The 16,347-nt window shown below is 45.0% G+C and carries 15 protein-coding genes; 8 read left to right on the top strand and 7 right to left on the bottom strand.

Features of this window, described 5'->3' with window-relative positions; translation table 11 throughout:
- Positions 1-130 precede the first annotated feature (130 nt).
- Positions 131-1,369 carry a uracil-xanthine permease family protein gene (locus L3V35_RS12790; RefSeq protein ID WP_004734317.1) on the top strand — a complete coding sequence of 413 codons (1,239 nt, stop codon included), beginning with the start codon at positions 131-133 and terminating at the stop codon, positions 1,367-1,369.
- A gap of 149 nt (positions 1,370-1,518) precedes the next feature.
- Here the strand turns inward: L3V35_RS12790 and upp are convergent, their stop codons facing one another.
- Positions 1,519-2,145 (bottom strand): uracil phosphoribosyltransferase, encoded by a 627-nt coding sequence (upp, locus tag L3V35_RS12785; protein WP_004734318.1) that lies wholly within the window; start codon positions 2,143-2,145, stop codon positions 1,519-1,521.
- 169 nt (positions 2,146-2,314) lie between these two features.
- Here upp and purM point away from each other — a divergent pair, with 169 nt between their 5' ends.
- Positions 2,315-3,355, top strand: coding sequence for a phosphoribosylformylglycinamidine cyclo-ligase (gene purM / locus L3V35_RS12780; RefSeq protein WP_054547613.1), 1,041 nt, complete (start codon positions 2,315-2,317; stop codon positions 3,353-3,355).
- A gap of 120 nt (positions 3,356-3,475) precedes the next feature.
- Positions 3,476-4,162 carry a phosphoribosylglycinamide formyltransferase gene (gene purN / locus L3V35_RS12775; protein ID WP_237299981.1) on the top strand — a complete coding sequence of 229 codons (687 nt, stop codon included), beginning with the start codon at positions 3,476-3,478 and terminating at the stop codon, positions 4,160-4,162.
- 141 nt (positions 4,163-4,303) lie between these two features.
- Here the strand turns inward: purN and L3V35_RS12770 are convergent, their stop codons facing one another.
- On the bottom strand, positions 4,304-5,149 hold the full coding sequence (locus L3V35_RS12770; protein WP_017079424.1) for a class II glutamine amidotransferase: 846 nt from the start codon (positions 5,147-5,149) through the stop codon (positions 4,304-4,306).
- 65 nt (positions 5,150-5,214) lie between these two features.
- Positions 5,215-5,790, bottom strand: coding sequence for a D-sedoheptulose 7-phosphate isomerase (gene lpcA, locus L3V35_RS12765; RefSeq protein WP_017063379.1), 576 nt, complete (start codon positions 5,788-5,790; stop codon positions 5,215-5,217).
- A 327-nt stretch (positions 5,791-6,117) separates the two neighbouring features.
- On the opposite strand from lpcA, the gene fadE reads away from it, so the two are divergent.
- Positions 6,118-8,583: an acyl-CoA dehydrogenase FadE gene (gene fadE / locus L3V35_RS12760; RefSeq protein WP_237299978.1), complete on the top strand. Its 2,466-nt coding sequence runs from the start codon at positions 6,118-6,120 to the stop codon at positions 8,581-8,583.
- A 161-nt stretch (positions 8,584-8,744) separates the two neighbouring features.
- Here the strand turns inward: fadE and L3V35_RS12755 are convergent, their stop codons facing one another.
- Both L3V35_RS12755 and dnaQ read right to left on the bottom strand, forming a co-directional pair.
- Positions 8,745-9,992 (bottom strand): TIGR03503 family protein, encoded by a 1,248-nt coding sequence (locus L3V35_RS12755; protein WP_237299977.1) that lies wholly within the window; start codon positions 9,990-9,992, stop codon positions 8,745-8,747.
- 9 nt (positions 9,993-10,001) lie between these two features.
- Positions 10,002-10,769 carry a DNA polymerase III subunit epsilon gene (dnaQ, locus tag L3V35_RS12750; RefSeq protein ID WP_017084141.1) on the bottom strand — a complete coding sequence of 256 codons (768 nt, stop codon included), beginning with the start codon at positions 10,767-10,769 and terminating at the stop codon, positions 10,002-10,004.
- Positions 10,770-10,825: 56 nt separating this feature from the next.
- On the opposite strand from dnaQ, the gene rnhA reads away from it, so the two are divergent.
- Entirely contained in the window at positions 10,826-11,290 is a 465-nt protein-coding gene (rnhA, locus tag L3V35_RS12745) for a ribonuclease HI (protein ID WP_004734327.1), read from the top strand.
- Positions 11,291-11,408: 118 nt separating this feature from the next.
- On the opposite strand, the gene L3V35_RS12740 is transcribed toward rnhA, so the two are convergent.
- Positions 11,409-12,191 carry a class I SAM-dependent methyltransferase gene (locus tag L3V35_RS12740; protein ID WP_237299975.1) on the bottom strand — a complete coding sequence of 261 codons (783 nt, stop codon included), beginning with the start codon at positions 12,189-12,191 and terminating at the stop codon, positions 11,409-11,411.
- 53 nt (positions 12,192-12,244) lie between these two features.
- On the opposite strand from L3V35_RS12740, the gene gloB reads away from it, so the two are divergent.
- From gloB to L3V35_RS12725, 3 genes are all read left to right on the top strand, one after another.
- The gene (gene gloB, locus L3V35_RS12735) at positions 12,245-13,003 is read left to right on the top strand and encodes a hydroxyacylglutathione hydrolase (RefSeq protein ID WP_171312532.1); all 759 of its coding nucleotides are present in this window, start codon (positions 12,245-12,247) and stop codon (positions 13,001-13,003) included.
- A 70-nt stretch (positions 13,004-13,073) separates the two neighbouring features.
- On the top strand, positions 13,074-14,648 hold the full coding sequence (locus tag L3V35_RS12730) for a LysM peptidoglycan-binding domain-containing protein (protein ID WP_237299973.1): 1,575 nt from the start codon (positions 13,074-13,076) through the stop codon (positions 14,646-14,648).
- Positions 14,645-15,331, top strand: a complete 687-nt coding sequence (locus L3V35_RS12725) for a YIP1 family protein (RefSeq protein WP_004734331.1) — start codon at positions 14,645-14,647, stop codon at positions 15,329-15,331. The genes L3V35_RS12730 and L3V35_RS12725 overlap by 4 nt, the downstream gene beginning before the upstream one ends.
- Positions 15,332-15,462: 131 nt before the next feature.
- Here L3V35_RS12725 and L3V35_RS12720 read toward each other — a convergent pair whose 3' ends face one another.
- Complete coding sequence (locus tag L3V35_RS12720) at positions 15,463-16,305, bottom strand: endonuclease/exonuclease/phosphatase family protein (RefSeq protein ID WP_237299971.1); 843 nt, start codon at positions 16,303-16,305, stop codon at positions 15,463-15,465.
- Between the last annotated feature and the right edge of the window lie 42 nt (positions 16,306-16,347).

Here is a 16,347-nt window from a genome sequence, read left to right as displayed (position 1 = left end):
GGATGGATATAAAACATCACTAAGATAAATAAATTTGATCTATTTGGTGTGGCAATCGATTGCTAAGTGATAGAATCCCGCGAATTTTATTTTTCACTTTTCATATAACGACCATTTTTAAGGACATAACATGAAAAATGCTCTGCAAGGTGCGCAAATGCTGTTTGTAGCGTTTGGTGCGCTTGTACTGGTGCCGCTACTAACAGGACTTGATCCCAACGTTGCACTCTTTGGCGCGGGTATCGGTACCCTTTTATTCCAACTTATTACACGCCGTTCAGTGCCAATCTTCTTAGCGTCTTCTTTTGCATTCATCGCGCCTATCATGTTTGGTATTCAAACTTGGGGTGTTGGTGCAACCATGGGCGGCCTAATGGCAGCAGGTGTTGTGTATGTCTTAATGGGCGCGTTGATTAAAGTGCGTGGCGTAGCCTTCATCCATAAACTGCTTCCACCCGTGGTGGTTGGCCCTGTGATCATGGTTATCGGCTTAGGTCTTGCGCCTGTTGCAGTAAACATGGCGCTAGGTAAAACCGGCGATGGTGCGGTTCAACTTATCGATGCAGACGCCGCGTTATGGATCTCGTCTATTTCATTGCTAGTGACGATTGTCATCAGTGTTTTCTCGAAAGGCTTCCTTAAATTACTGCCTATCTTTGGTGGCATTGTAGCGGGTTACGTAACGAGCTTGGTATACGGCGTAGTTGATTTTACCCCCGTAGCTCAAGCAGCTTGGTTAGCACTACCAAACTTCACTGCACCAGAATTCAACATCAACGCTATTTTCTTTATGGTATTTGTGGCAATTGCACCTGCTGTTGAGCACGTGGGCGACATGCTTGCTATCTCGAACGTTACCGGCAAAGACTACCTTAAGAAGCCAGGTTTACACCGCACTATTACTGGTGACGGTGTGGCAACAATTGCCGCTTCAATGCTGGGCGCTCCACCAAACACTACGTACAGTGAAGTAACAGGTGCAGTAATGCTGACCAAAGCATTCAACCCAGTGATCATGACTTGGGCTGCGGTAACAGCGATTGTTCTTGCATTGGTCGGTAAGCTAGGCGCGCTACTTCAAACGATTCCTGTTCCTGTGATGGGCGGCATCATGATTCTACTGTTTGGTTCAATCGCGACGGTAGGCTTGAATACTCTAATTCAGAATAAAGTAGACCTACATAAATCACGCAACCTTGTGATTGTGGGTATTACGTTAGTCTTCGGTATTGGCGGCATGGCATTTGGCATCGGTGACTTTAGCCTACAGGGCGTAAGCTTATGTGGCATCGTGGCAATCCTACTTAACCTAGTCCTTCCAGAAGAATTAGGCGACAACACCGTAGTAGACAAAGCTCAAATCGATTAATTTATCGGTAAGGCTGGATTCAAAAAAATCACAACCTAACAAGATCAAAAAAGGGAGAGCATCGAATGCTCTCCCTTTTATTTATACGGCTAATTAAGCAGGTTCAGTTAAATTTAAAACTCTTTGAATTAATTTAAACCGAAACCGAATTACTTAGTACCGAAGATCTTATCACCAGCATCGCCAAGACCAGGAACAATGTAGCCCTTGTCGTTTAGCTTCTCATCGATTGCAGCCGTGTACAGCTCAACATCTGGGTGCGCTTTTTCTAGAGCAGCGATACCTTCAGGAGCAGCAACAAGCACAAGAATCTTAAAGTGCTTACAACCTTTCTCTTTCATAAGGTCGATAGTCGCGATCATAGAACCACCTGTCGCAAGCATTGGATCTACCACTAGAGCAATACGCTCATCGATGTTAGATGCAAGCTTGTTAAAGTATGGTACTGGCTCAAGCGTTTCTTCGTCACGGTAGATACCAACAACGCTGATACGTGCACTTGGGATGTGCTCAAGAACGCCGTCCATCATGCCTAGACCAGCACGTAGAATTGGCACTACCGTTACTTTTTTACCTTTAATTTGGTCAACTTCTACTGGACCGTTCCAACCGTTAATCGTCACACGCTCAGTTTCAAAATCTGATGTCGCTTCGTATGTTAGAAGGCTACCCACTTCTGTCGCTAGCTCACGAAAACGCTTAGTGCTAATGTCACCTTCACGCATCAGGCCAATTTTATGTTTTACTAGCGGGTGTTTCACTTCAACAACTTTCATTTCCAACTCCGGCAATATTTAAACAAACCTGTAGATTATACACGAACTGTGGGGTTATTTCAGAATCTTTATTCTAATAAAAAAAACCGCGCAAACGTTTGCTCTTGGTAATCAAGCCCTGTTAGAATAGCGCCGTTTTCACATCCAACTTAAGTTCGAGGACTATCCCGTGAGTGGTAATACTTCTTCTCTAAGCTACAAAGACGCTGGTGTTGATATCGACGCAGGTAATGCACTAGTAGACCGTATCAAAGGTGCTGTTAAACGCACTCGTCGCCCTGAAGTAATGGGCGGTATTGGTGGCTTTGGCGCCCTATGTGAACTTCCAACGAAATACAAAGAGCCGGTACTTGTTTCAGGTACTGATGGTGTTGGTACTAAACTTCGCCTTGCTTTGGATCTGAAAAAACACGACACCATTGGTATCGACCTAGTGGCAATGTGTGTGAACGACTTAATCGTTCAAGGTGGTGAGCCGTTATTCTTCCTAGACTACTACGCAACAGGTAAGCTAGATGTAGATACAGCTGCAGACGTTGTTTCTGGTATCGCTGAAGGTTGTGTTCAAGCTGGCTGTGCACTAATCGGTGGTGAAACGGCTGAAATGCCTGGTATGTACGAAGGCGATGACTACGATGTTGCTGGCTTCTGTGTTGGTGTCGTAGAAAAAGCTGACATCATTGATGGTACTAAAGTAGCAGCAGGCGACGCACTTATCGCTGTTGGCTCAAGTGGTCCACACTCAAACGGTTACTCTTTGATTCGTAAAGTTCTAGAAGTTTCTGGTGCTGATAAGAATGAAGAACTAGAAGGTCGCACTATCGGTGAGCACCTACTAGAACCTACTAAGATTTACATCAAATCGGCACTTAAGATGATCGCAGAGCATGACATTCATGCTATTTCGCACATCACTGGTGGTGGTTTCTGGGAGAACATCCCACGCGTACTTCCTGAAGGCACTAAAGCAGTGATTGATGGAAAAAGCTGGGAATGGCCTGCTATTTTCAGCTGGCTACAAGAGAAAGGAAACGTGGAGACATTTGAAATGTACCGCACTTTCAACTGTGGCGTAGGCCTAATTGTTGCTCTACCTAAAGATCAAGCAGACGCTGCTGTTGAACTACTGAAAGCTGAAGGCGAAAACGCTTGGGTTATCGGTGAGATCGCAAACGCTGAAGCTGGCGAAGAGCAAGTTGAAATTAAATAAGTGATACGTTCACTTACTTAGTTAATAAATGAGGACCTATTGGTCCTCATTTTGCTATTTAGCACGCAGAAAACCTTAGTTTATGTAGGTAAATTGTAAATACTTTAGTTAACCAATCGCATGACCCACTCTATGAAGAACAGCCATTCTATGAATAACAGTCACTCTAAAAAAAACATCGTCGTTTTAGTCTCAGGAAGCGGAAGCAACTTACAAGCTATTTTGGATGCCTGTGACAGCCACACGATTGACGCCTCTGTTAAGGCAGTTTTCTCAAATAAAGCGGATGCTTTTGGTCTAGAGCGCGCAAAATCAGCAGGTGTTCACGCTCACTCGGTGAATCCAAAAGAATTTAACTCGCGTGAAGAGTTTGATCATGAATTGATGGTTCAAATCGATGCTTACCAACCCGACCTGATTGTACTCGCTGGCTACATGCGCATTCTGAGTTCAGAGTTTGTTCGTCATTACGCGGGTAAAATGATCAATATCCACCCTTCTCTATTACCTAAGTATCCTGGGCTCCACACCCACCAGCGTGCCATTGATGCGCAAGACAAAGAGCATGGCACCAGCGTTCACTTTGTTACCGAAGAGCTCGATGGTGGCCCTGTGATCTTACAGGCTAAGGTGCCAGTATTTGAAGATGATGATGCTGACATGTTAGCACGTCGAGTGCTGACTCAAGAACACTGCATTTACCCTATGGTCTGTAAATGGTTTGCCGAAGATCGTTTATCGATGGTAAACGGGCAAGCTGCCTTAGACGGTAAAGTATTAGGCAATCACGGTTACGCAGAAGAGTAATTCGTATAGCTGTTCTCGCAAAGTAAATCACTAAAGAGCAAGCCCTTAAAAATCAGAAAATAAAAAGGCCGCTTATTGACTTATTGGTTCAGTAAGCGGCCTTTCTTATGTTCGGATCAAAAATGATACTATTCGGAACGTTTAGCTCAATGGCTCAGTTGGCGCTTGGCTTGCAACTTTTTTAGGTGCGTAAGCAACATCTTCCAACGCTTTATGGTTATTACCGATCAGCTCACCAAAATGAAACAATGCGTATTCGCCCGGCTTCATTCTAAACCACTCTTCATTGCATGTTAGAGGCTGAGTTGCTACCACCGTGACCACATCATTCGGCGTGGTCTCTTCTTGGAAGTTTATCTCAACATCTTCATCAATCAGGCTCGCATTACCAAAAGGCGCGCGTCTTGTTATCCAGTACAAATGATTCGTACAGTAGGTCATCACGTACTCACCATCACTGAGTAACATGTTGAAGACGCCTTTCTCTCTTAGCTGATCACAACACTCAGCGACAAAGCGAAACATACCTTCCATGTCTTGAGGAGGCTCAGGAAAACGATCTTCTAGTTGTTTCACTAACCAACAGAAAGACAGTTCACTGTCCGTCTCACCGACCGGTCTGAAACGACCACTAACCAGATCATCGTAATCCGTTAATTGGCCATTATGGGCGAAGGTCCAGTATCGTCCCCAAAGCTCACGGGTAAATGGGTGAGTATTTTCTAGATTAACGCCACCACGATTAGCTTGACGGATATGACTGACAACAGCTTGACTTTTAATTGGGTAGTTTTGAACCAACTCAGCGATCTTGGATTCACAACTAGGGTTAGGATCTTTAAACGTACGGAAACCCTTTCCTTCATAGAAAGTAATACCCCAGCCATCGCGGTGCGGGCCGGTATTGCCTCCACGCTGCATAAGACCAGTAAAGCTAAAACAAATATCAGTTGGCACATTCGCGCTCATACCGAGCAATTCACACATGGTTTAATCTACTCCCTTTTAAAACCAATGGAGCCTAAGCTGGGCTCCAAATGTCTGTAAACCTATTATTCCATTTCTTTTTCGACAAGCTGAATCACAATGTGAATGATCTTAATGTGAATCTCTTGGATGCGGTCAGCGTAACCAAAATGCGGCACTCGGATTTCGATATCAGCACAACCTGCCATTTTACCGCCATCTTTACCGGTTAGCGCGATGGTTTTCATGCCTTTAGCTTGAGCGGCTTCAATTGCTTTCAAAATGTTGGCAGAATTACCTGAAGTCGACAAACCAAACAACACATCGCCTTTACGACCTACCGCTTCTACATAACGAGAAAATACGTGATCGTAGCCAAAGTCATTACTCACACAAGACAGATGGCTAGGGTCTGAAATCGCAATACCAGCGTAGCCTGGACGATTTTCACGGTAACGGCCAGTTAGCTCTTCCGCAAAGTGCATCGCATCGCAGTGTGAACCACCGTTACCACAAGAAAGCACTTTGCCTTCTTGTTTAAATGAGTCAGCAATCAATTTTGCCGCAGCTTCAATTTGAGCGATATTGTGGTCATCGCTCAAAAACTTGTTAAGAACGTCAGCAGCTTCGTTCAATTCACTTTTGATTAGGTCTTGGTACATAAGGCTTATCTCTTATATTTTTTTACGCAACTTAAAGTACGTGAAATGAGAGCTGAGGGTTTTTCCCTCTATTACCTGAGTTTACCCACAAACATGAAATAGTGTCGACACTTAAGCCCAAAGATTGCCACCTTTATTAGCCTGTCGCTGCCGATCCGCCCAAATATTCGCCACCAACCTCTCACAATTAGAACTTTAACTCTATTGAGATCACTTTTTACTCACTTTAGAGTTTTACAAATATTTAATATTTTGTTTACACTTGACTGGTTAGACCTCTTACCTAAACTTAATAACAATAAGTGATCTCTGAAAAGGAAATCGATCATGAACATATTGCTCTCCCTACTCGGCATGACAGCAGTCTTAAGCGTCTGTCTTTACCATAGAGTTAGCCTTGTACGCGCATTAATCGTATTAACCGGCACAATGGTAGCATTAACACTATTTGGCGGCGTAGCTGTCACTGGTTGGCTTTGTTATCTCTTAGCCATTGCGATTTTTGCTGTACCGGCAATTCGTCAGACTATCATCAGTCAAAAAGCGCTTTCTTTGTTTAAAAAAGTACTGCCTGCAATGTCTCAGACAGAAAAGGAAGCATTAGAAGCGGGTACTGTGTGGTGGGAAGCAGAGCTGTTCAAAGGCAAACCTGAATGGAAGAAACTTCAAAACATCGCGGATCCGAAGCTGTCTGAAGCTGAGCAAGCATTTTTAGATGGTCCAGTAAATACAGTGTGTGAAATGGTCAATGATTACCAAGTAACGCATGAGCTGGCTGATTTGCCACCAGAAGTATGGCAATACCTGAAAGACCATAAATTCTTCGCAATGATCATCAAGAAAAAGTATGGCGGTTTAGAGTTCTCGGCTTACGCACAGTCTTTAGTGCTACAGAAGCTAACAGGCGTTTCTAGCGTATTGTCATCAACCGTTGGCGTACCTAACTCGTTAGGTCCCGGTGAGCTATTACAGCACTACGGTACAGAAGAACAAAGAAACCACTACCTACCCCGCTTAGCGGAAGGTAAAGAGATCCCTTGTTTTGCCCTAACCAGCCCAGAAGCAGGCTCAGATGCTGGCTCAATCCCCGATTACGGCATCGTATGCAAAGGTCAATGGCAAGGCGAAGAAGTTCTAGGTATGCGCCTCACTTGGAACAAGCGCTACATTACCCTTGCACCTGTCGCAACAGTATTGGGACTTGCGTTTAAATTACGAGATCCAGACGGCCTACTTGGTGACAAGCAAGAGCTCGGTATCACTTGTGCGCTTATCCCTACAGATTTAAAAGGCGTGAAGATTGGTAATCGTCACTCCCCACTTAACGTACCGTTCCAAAATGGCCCAACCCAAGGTGATGATCTCTTCGTTCCTATCGATTTCATCATTGGTGGTCAGAAAATGGCAGGACAAGGCTGGCGTATGCTAGTTGAGTGTCTATCTGTTGGTCGTGGTATCACACTGCCTTCAAACTCAACGGGCGGCATTAAATCGGCTGCGCTGGCAACCGGTGCTTACGCTCGCATTCGTCGCCAGTTCAAACAACCTATTGGACGTATGGAAGGGGTTGAAGAGCCGCTTGCACGCCTAGCAGGTAATGCCTACGTAATGGATGCAGCGAGTAACCTAACGGTTGCAGGTATCGATCTTGGCGAAAAGCCTTCGGTTATCTCAGCAATTGTGAAGTACCACTGTACTCACCGTGGCCAACGCAGCATCATCGATGCGATGGATATCGTCGGTGGTAAAGGTATTTGCTTAGGTCCATCAAACTTCTTAGCTCGTAGCTACCAAGGCGCGCCAATCGCGATTACCGTGGAAGGTGCCAACATCCTAACTCGTTCGATGATCATCTATGGTCAAGGTGCAATTCGTTGTCATCCTTACGTACTGAATGAAATGGAAGCCGCTTATTCTGAAAGCAGCGATGCACTGGATAAGTTTGATTCAGCGTTAGCAGGACACGTTAGCTTTACGATGAGCAACCTAGTCCGCAGTGTGTGGTTTGGTTTAACTGATGGTCGAGGCTCAGACACGCCAACACCATCGAATAAAGCGGACAAACAGACTCAACGCTACTACCAAAAATTGAACCGCTACAGTGCCAACTTAGCGCTACTTTCTGACATTTCAATGGCCGTTTTGGGTGGTTCACTGAAACGCAGAGAGCGCCTATCAGCAAGATTAGGCGATATCCTAAGCCAATTGTATCTAGGTTCCGCAACACTCAAGCGCTTCGAAAGTGAAGGCAGCCACGCTGAAGATTTACCGTTAGTACATTGGGGGATGCAAGATAGTTTACGTCAGACTGAAGTTGCTATTGATGAGTTCCTAGCGAACTTCCCTAATCCTGTGATTGGTCGTTTACTTCGTGTTGTGTTGATGCCATTCGGTCGCATTCGTCGCGCACCAAACGACAAACTGGACAGCCAAGTCGCGCACATTCTACAAACGCCAAGCGAAACGCGTTCTCGTATCGGCCGTGGCCAATACTTGGAAGCGACTGAATATAACCCAGTGGGTAAGATTGAAAAAGCGTTAGAAGTGATTCTTCAAGCAGAACCTCTATTCGACAAAGTCTGCAAAGAGACGCACCAAAAGCGCGCTTTCTTACGACTAGATCTTGTTGCTCAATTAGGGCTAGAGAAAGGCATCTTGACGCAAGAAGAGGCAGACCTGCTGGTTAGCGCCGAGGAACACAGGCTGTACACGATCAACGTTGACGACTTCTCTCCAGAGGAGCTAGCAGCAAAGTCTGAGTATCCAGACCAATCGATTGAGAACGTCGCTTAAGGTCAGAAAAGAAACAAAAACGGGACTCCTATGAGTCCCGTTTTTTTTGTTCATGACATCGTTATCACAAATTTTAATGCTGACATTCTCGAAGCATACTTTCTCGAGATTTGTTCTCTCGAAGTTTGCTCTCTCAAGACAACTCCAATGATATAGACAAGTTACTTTGGTGCCTTAAGCTGCATTTCTGGTTGAGCTTTTTTCTTCGCCTTTACCCGACGAACCACAAACCAAATCAATAAACCTAATAGAATCGCGACCACATTACCCACCGCAATAATGATCATACTGCGCTGCCTGTCATCTTCACGCTTCTGAAGTATCATCAACTCTGCTGCGATACGCTTTTTCTCAGCAAGCGCTTGTTCTTGCAGGCGTCGTGACTCCGCTAAGTCGATATCTTCAACAACGCTGTACGAGTGCTCGGTAATGGGAAAGATCAGTGGACGTTGGCTTGAGGCATCAGTGGCGTAAACCATCCCCGACCAGTTATAAATCCCCAAATCGCCATTATAAGGCAGCTCTAAAGCGACTTTCATTGCATCGACCTCAGCTTGGCCCTGCCTATACATTTCGTATTCATCCGGAGCTTTGTGTTCAACATGAACCGCTAACGAACTCGGCGCAATCATACCCGCCTCCCCTGAAACGACAATCGTATGAAGCTGCCCCTCTTTTCGAGACTGAATGAAGGTTGTAGTGATCGGTGTTGGGTACACCAAAACTTCTTGCTCTTGCGCTCGCAGGAACACACCATTGCCAGAAGTAATACGCGCGCGGTATTTACCTGGCTCAATATCAATCGGCAACGACACAGTGAAAACGCCATCTCCGGCTTTTTCATCAAGACCACTGCCATCGTCGGCAAACTCGCCCATCACAACCGGAATTGGGCGCGCCTCTCTCACTAAAGACTCTTCATTTTCAACGAACTTAGTAAAAGTGACCTTAAGTTTCACGCGATCTAAAAAATCACGCAGCACAAGAGGCTTGCCGTCAGAGGTCAAACGAGCCGTAAATTTAATGTGTTCGGTTTGATACAATTTGTCTGGGAAGTCATTGGCATCTAAAACAAGGTGAGACAATAGCTTGATGTTGTTCTTAGGTGAGACTTTACCAACCGCTTGCCAAGGTCCTGGCATCGGTTTGTCGATAGATATGATGTCCATGGATGACTCTTCGTACCAACGGACATTATCAGCATTGCGCCAAGAGTAGTATTTTTTGCCATCCGGACGAACCAAAACGACAGGTTTAGAGTTATCGGCTCGATAAATCACAAAGGTGACTTGTTCAATACTGGGATCAACTCGAAAACGGTTGTCCAATAAACTCATTACGGATTCTGTTGCCGCATGTAAGCTAAAGCTTAACAGCAATAAGTAACCGGTAGCCAATACCCTTAACATAGTTTCTCCCTACTGACGCCAGAGGCAGCTTCCGCTTTTCTCGACGAGATCTAAACGACTTTGATGCGCTTCTACTTCATCGGCCGTAGCTCGTAAAACCTTTAGGGATTTTCGACCACTTTCTGCTCTTCGTATACTTTCACCTTCACCTTCCTTTTGCCCGGCGTTAAATTGCAGCGAAGTTTGCCCACCTGTCATCAATAAATAGACGTCGGCTAGGATCTCCGCATCGAGCAATGCACCGTGGAGGGTACGGTGCGAGTTATCAATACCGTAACGATCACATAAGATATCTAGGTTGTTTCTTTTGCCTGGAAATATCTTCTTCGCCATGGCCAAGGTATCGGTAACTTTACAGTAGTCATCCGTTTTACCTATCGCTGGGTTGAGCTTCTCAAACTCATAGTCCATAAAGCCCGTATCGAAGGGCGCGTTATGAGCTACCAGCTCAGCACCTTTGATAAAGTCGAGAAACTCTTTATGTATGTCTTGGTATTCTGGCTTATCAATCAAGAATTCATCGGTAATACCGTGAACGCCAATCGCCTCTTCTTGAATCGCACGATCGGGCTTTATATAGACGTGGAAGTGACGCCCGGTCAGCCTACGGTTGATGATCTCTACCGCACCAATTTCAACGATGCGATGCCCCATATAGTGAGGGCCACCTTCTGTATTCATACCGGTGGTTTCGGTATCGAGTACAATGATGCGCTTATTTTCGTCCGAACTGTTTTTTTCGTTCGTGTTTTGTTCTGGAGTGCTACTGGTATTCATAAGGATAACTGTGTCAGACTATGCCGATAATGTGCTTGAGGTAATAGTATCAAATCATGACGAAACAAGTTGAAATTTTCACTGACGGTTCTTGTTTAGGCAACCCAGGTCCTGGTGGCTATGGCATCGTACTTCGCTATAAAAAAGTAGAAAAGACACTAGCCGAAGGCTTTACACTAACGACCAACAACCGTATGGAAATGCTCGCAGCTGTCATCGCTCTCCAAGCACTCAAGGAACCTTGCTCTGTGATTCTGACCACGGATAGCCAATACGTTCGCCAAGGCATCACACAGTGGATCCACAACTGGAAAAAGCGTGACTGGAAAACCGCCGACAAGAAACCGGTTAAAAACGCAGACCTGTGGCAAAGGCTCGATAAAGAAACTGCTCGTCATAGTGTTGATTGGCGCTGGGTTAAAGGACACGCTGGGCACCGAGAAAATGAAATGTGTGATGATTTAGCGCGAAATGCAGCGGAGAATCCGACTCAAGAAGATACGGGCTATCAACCAAGCTAACCGTCTTTTAAATGAGATGCAGATTTCAGAAACAGATTCATACTTTCCAAACCTGATTGATAGCTTCTTAAACTAGTTGATAATTGATTAACCTAATTAATAGATGAAAAGCCGACTACTAGTCGGCTTTTTCTGTTTTCAACGGATATGAAGCTTTAGCTGAATCCATGGTACGACGCGTATTGGTCCTAAAGCTTGCTCCAACCGGAGAGAAACGTCGCTTAAGGTGCCAATGTGGCTTGATAGGCTTAAGTGGGTAAGTTCGTTTACGAGCAACAATAAAGTATTGGCTACCAGCAAAGGAAGCACAGCCGCCTAAACTATTCTCCAACCACGTCCACATCGCCTGATACTTACTCATCGGAAATAGTGCATAGGTATCGCAGTGAATCACTTCGTAGTTCAATACACCTAACCAGTCTTTAATTCGGTTTGGCGTGTACATACGTCCACTCCAAGGCAAGCTGTTCTTTCGCCAAGGCAGTAAACTTGCGAGTCCGGTAATACTAAACGGATTGAAGCCAGTAATGATGATATAACCATCGTCCATCATCACTCGGTCGACTTCTCTCAATAATCGATGCGGGTCATTGCTATAATCTAACTGATGACTCAGCACCACAACATCAAAGCTTTTCTCCAAAAAGGGTAAATTATAGCCATCCGCTATCACATTATGTAATGGGTTCTGGATATCTAGGTTTACTTGATGTTGAATGTTGCATGTGCAGCTAGAAATCTCACTACTGAGACCGCCAAGCTTGAGCATATGGTAACCAAATAGCTTTGGGCACCACTCATCGAGTCGAGTTTGAATAGATTCTCTCAACCAGTCCCCATTGTGCAATTGTGCCCAAGTGTAAGGACGCTCAAACTTCTTTCTGCTACGTGCTGGCTTCATCAATAACCTGTCTCACTTATTCTGTCTCACTAAAAGTGACTGGAGAATCAATAATGTTACATATCAAAAGCATACCTGCATTTAACGACAATTACATCTGGCTGATTCAAAATAGCGATCGCCGTTGTGCTGTCGTCGACCCTGGTGATGCGGCTCCAGTATTAGAGTACTTAGCACATCATGAGCTAACTTTAGATGCAATTTTGATTACACACCACCACCATGATCACATTGGTGGCGTTCCAGAACTAGTCAGACAGTTTCCAAGCATCGATGTTGTGGGTCCAAGGAATGAACCAATCCCGACCTTAACTCACCCCGTTGATGATGGTGATCAATTAGAATTGTTTGGTGAAGTCTTTTTAGTACTCGGGCTCAGTGGCCACACAGCTGGTCACATTGGTTATGTAGGCGATGCCAAACTATTTTGTGGCGATGTGATGTTTTCAGCAGGTTGCGGTCGAATCATGGAAGGCACGCCACAGCAAATGTTTGATGCACTGAACAAGATCACAGCACTTCCTCAAGAAACCGAGGTTTACTGTGCTCATGAATACACCGCCGCGAACATCGCTTTCGCATTAGCGGTTGAGCCTGACAACCAACATTTGCAGCAATATCGCGACCAAGTAAACCGACTGCGAGCTCAGAATAAGTCGACCATCCCCACAAATTTGAGACAAGAGAAGTTTGTGAACCCTTTCTTGCGCTATACCGAGCCAAGTGTAGTGAAATCAGTATCTAATCGTACTGAGCAGACCGATCCTTTATCGGTATTTACCGCTTTACGTGCGTGGAAGAACGAATTTTAACAAATACAGACTTGTCACTCATAGGGGGTGGCAAGTATTATCACCGGCCGTTAATTAAAAAGGCTGTAACATGCGAGTTAAGTACAGCTGGGCTTTGGTATTACTACTTTCTGGTTGCCAATTAACTCAGTCAGAGAATCCAGACCAAGCTTCCGAGCAAACCAACACACCTCCTACTAAAGAAGTTTCTCAAGCGAACGTTTCATCAGAAGCAGCAGCCAAAGAAGATCAAAAAGTTGAAGCACCTGTCGTTACTCCACAAACACAAGAAGATGTTTGGAAACGTATTGCGATGCAACTAGAAATGGAAGTACCCGACCAAAAGAAGGTTGATTACTACCGAACTTGGTATTTAAAACACCCTAGTCATCTAAAAACCGTCTCACAACGTGCTGAACCTTTCCTTTATCTGATCACCACTAAGATTGAAGAAAAAGGCTTACCACTAGAATTGGCACTATTACCCGTTGTAGAAAGTTCTTTCGATGCATTTGCCTACTCTCATGGCAGCGCAGCAGGTCTATGGCAATTCATTTCTGGCACAGGCAAAGACTACGGACTTGAACAGAACTTCTGGTACGACGGTCGTCGTGATGTCGCTGCCTCTACTGACGCCGCATTGGATTTCCTCTCAGACCTTAACCGACGTTTCGATGGCGATTGGAACCATGCCATTGCTGCCTATAATAGTGGCGGCGGTCGTGTAAACAGTGCTATCCGCAAGAACAAGAAGCTGGGTAAGCCAATCGACTTCTTCTCTTTGGACTTGCCAAAAGAGACCAGCAGCTACGTACCTAAACTCCTTGCTCTAGCTGATGTGATTGCCAACCAAGAAAAGTATGGCATCGATATCCCTGCGATTCCAAACAAGCCAGTACTGACCCTGGTTAACCCAAACGAACAGCTTGATTTAGCGATTGCTGCAAGCTACGCAGGTATTCCAGTCAAAGAACTGCAAGGCTACAACCCCGCTTATAACCAATGGGCGACCGCACCTGAAAAACATCAGCAATTATTGCTTCCCCTAAGCTCTGTTGAAAAGTTCAACAAAGAAGTGGCGGCCAATAAAGGCAAAGGCATGAAGTTGGTGCGTTACAAGGTTCAGTCTGGTGACAGCATTAGCGTACTAGCAAGTAAATATAACACCACCAGCAAAGTGATCCGCTCTGCAAACGGTTTGAGCAACAACAATATTCGTATTGGACAGCACTTACTTATCCCAACATCCACCAAAGACGACAAGACATACGCACTAAGCGCTTCAAATCGCCTAGCAAGCACACAGTCGAAGAGTCGTGGTCAATATAAGCTTAGTCATACCGTAAAAAGTGGTGACAGCCTATGGACGATTGCACGCGCAAATAAGGTATCTCACCAATCACTGGCTAAGTGGAATGGTATAGGGCCACGCGACACGCTTCGAATTGGTCAAGAACTGGTCATTTGGAAGAATAGTTCCGACGGTGCCATCATCCGAACTGTCTTTTATAACGTAAGATCAGGTGACACAGTCAGCGGTATTGCATCAAAGTTCAAAGTAAAAAGCGCAGATGTTGTAAAATGGAACGCTTTGCAGAACAAGAAATACCTACAGCCAGGACAAAAACTGAAGCTGTATGTTGATGTAACTAAGGTAAGTGTATGAACCCGTCAAGTAACCCACTCGTCATGCTGTTGGATATATTCCGTTCACCAACAGCTTGTTTCTTAGCGCTTTATCAGCGAAGTGCTTGGGGATGGCAACCCTACGTCGTATTAATGCTCAGCCCGTTTTTATTCTGGGGTGCTTATTTTTCGAATGTAGATTTTGCATGGTTAAGTGCAGAATTGTCACAACAACTGGCTCAAACGAACCCTGACCAATTGGCGTTACTTGACAGTAATACCCTACTCGCCAGTGAAATCATCAGCGATGTGTTTGGCCGTACGTTAACCATTATTCTGTTGGCATTCTGGTTTAATCTAGCAACCAAACCAAGCCAGCATCAACATAGCTTTTGGCGATGGTTTGCAGCGGCATCGGTTGTGATATTCCCGGCTGTTTTAGGTGATGTAGCAAGCTACGCAAGCCTGATACTCAAGCATGGACAAGTGATGAGCTACGCTGCTGACTTGAACAGCTTAAACGGCTTAATCAAGTTACCACTAACCAATGATTGGTCGCAGTTTGCCAGCTCTTTACCACTGTTATTACCATGGTATATCGTGTTGGGTTACGCCGCGGTATTAACGTGGACTGAGTTTGAGCGTGGTCAAGCATTGGTCATCTCTGGCTTGCCATGGGTTGGCTACTACCTAATCTGGGCGCTCTACATTTTAATCTTTTAAGTTGAAGAGGTAAGGCTAGCGAAAACTCTCTAGCCTATTAGCTTATTAGCTTATTACCCAAAGTAACCACAGTGTGAACGGTGAATGGCAAATAGCTAAGATCCAATGACTAATAAGCTAATAACTTCTTACTATTTAGCCTTAAAGGTCACTCGCATAGGGTTATGATCAGAAGCGTCCGTAATGGGCGCTTTTGCATTTTCTACCTCTAGCCCTCGATAGAACACATGGTCGAGCACCAATCCTGTCATAAACTGAGTTCGGTTATCCGGTTCAAAGGCAACCTCCGTCAAACCGACCTGTTCCAACGCATCTTTCAATACCGCAAAGCGAGCCTCACTCCAGCTATTAAAGTCCCCAGCAAAAATAACAGGCCCACGATACTGTTGCAGATTGTCAGTTAAGCTCTTGAGCTGAGCCTCGTAATCTTCCGTGCCAAAGGTAAAGTTCACGGCATGGATATTAATCACAGCCAACTCTTCTCCATTGCTTAGTTGGTAACGCGACCAAAGCGCCGATTTAGGCAATTGAAGCCAAGGTTCTTCATGAGTATACGCACAAGCTTCGATCGGTAAATGCGTCGCTAAGTTAAGTACGCCAGCACTTTGTTCAAAGGCTTCAAACGCATTCACACGAGTGCTTCCCCACTGGCCGCTTGTCACCCATTGGCGAAGCTCTATTGTCATACTCGCTTCTTGCAGCAATACAAGATCGCTTCCTGCCGTCAATTTGTTCAGTTCACTCTGCCAATTACTGCGATTTTGCTTGTAGATATTCCACACGGTAATGCTTAGTCCATCAGACACATCAATCGCTTTCGGTGCGGAGTTTTGGTAGCAACTGTAGATGTCGTTACTGGTACTTTGAGAGGAAGTGATCAGGTTGGGTTTATTCGGGATCACGAAGATAAAATGAAAACTAACGACAGCAAGCGTTATCAATACGGCGATAACAATGATGGTTTTCTTAAACATACAGCACCCTACCAGAAATGAAAAAGGAGCGATAAACGCTCC

The sequence above is a fragment of the Vibrio sp. L5-1 genome (genome assembly GCF_021728315.1).
Taxonomy (GTDB): domain Bacteria; phylum Pseudomonadota; class Gammaproteobacteria; order Enterobacterales; family Vibrionaceae; genus Vibrio; species Vibrio splendidus_K.
The sequence above is the reverse complement of the archived record's forward strand: the minus strand, read 5'-3'. Positions and strand labels throughout refer to the sequence as shown.

Excerpts from the sequence above, each read along its gene's own strand:
- L3V35_RS12790 (WP_004734317.1), top strand. The coding sequence starts at position 131 with ATGAAAAATGCTCTGCAAGGTGCGCAAATGCTGTTTGTAGCGTTTGGT.
- upp (WP_004734318.1), bottom strand. The coding sequence starts at position 2,145 with ATGAAAGTTGTTGAAGTGAAACACCCGCTAGTAAAACATAAAATTGGC.
- purN (WP_237299981.1), top strand. The coding sequence starts at position 3,476 with ATGACCCACTCTATGAAGAACAGCCATTCTATGAATAACAGTCACTCT.
- L3V35_RS12770 (WP_017079424.1), bottom strand. The coding sequence starts at position 5,149 with ATGTGTGAATTGCTCGGTATGAGCGCGAATGTGCCAACTGATATTTGT.
- lpcA (WP_017063379.1), bottom strand. The coding sequence starts at position 5,790 with ATGTACCAAGACCTAATCAAAAGTGAATTGAACGAAGCTGCTGACGTT.
- fadE (WP_237299978.1), top strand. The coding sequence starts at position 6,118 with ATGAACATATTGCTCTCCCTACTCGGCATGACAGCAGTCTTAAGCGTC.
- L3V35_RS12755 (WP_237299977.1), bottom strand. The coding sequence starts at position 9,992 with ATGTTAAGGGTATTGGCTACCGGTTACTTATTGCTGTTAAGCTTTAGC.
- dnaQ (WP_017084141.1), bottom strand. The coding sequence starts at position 10,769 with ATGAATACCAGTAGCACTCCAGAACAAAACACGAACGAAAAAAACAGT.
- rnhA (WP_004734327.1), top strand. The coding sequence starts at position 10,826 with ATGACGAAACAAGTTGAAATTTTCACTGACGGTTCTTGTTTAGGCAAC.
- L3V35_RS12740 (WP_237299975.1), bottom strand. The coding sequence starts at position 12,191 with ATGAAGCCAGCACGTAGCAGAAAGAAGTTTGAGCGTCCTTACACTTGG.
- gloB (WP_171312532.1), top strand. The coding sequence starts at position 12,245 with ATGTTACATATCAAAAGCATACCTGCATTTAACGACAATTACATCTGG.
- L3V35_RS12730 (WP_237299973.1), top strand. The coding sequence starts at position 13,074 with ATGCGAGTTAAGTACAGCTGGGCTTTGGTATTACTACTTTCTGGTTGC.
- L3V35_RS12725 (WP_004734331.1), top strand. The coding sequence starts at position 14,645 with ATGAACCCGTCAAGTAACCCACTCGTCATGCTGTTGGATATATTCCGT.
- L3V35_RS12720 (WP_237299971.1), bottom strand. The coding sequence starts at position 16,305 with ATGTTTAAGAAAACCATCATTGTTATCGCCGTATTGATAACGCTTGCT.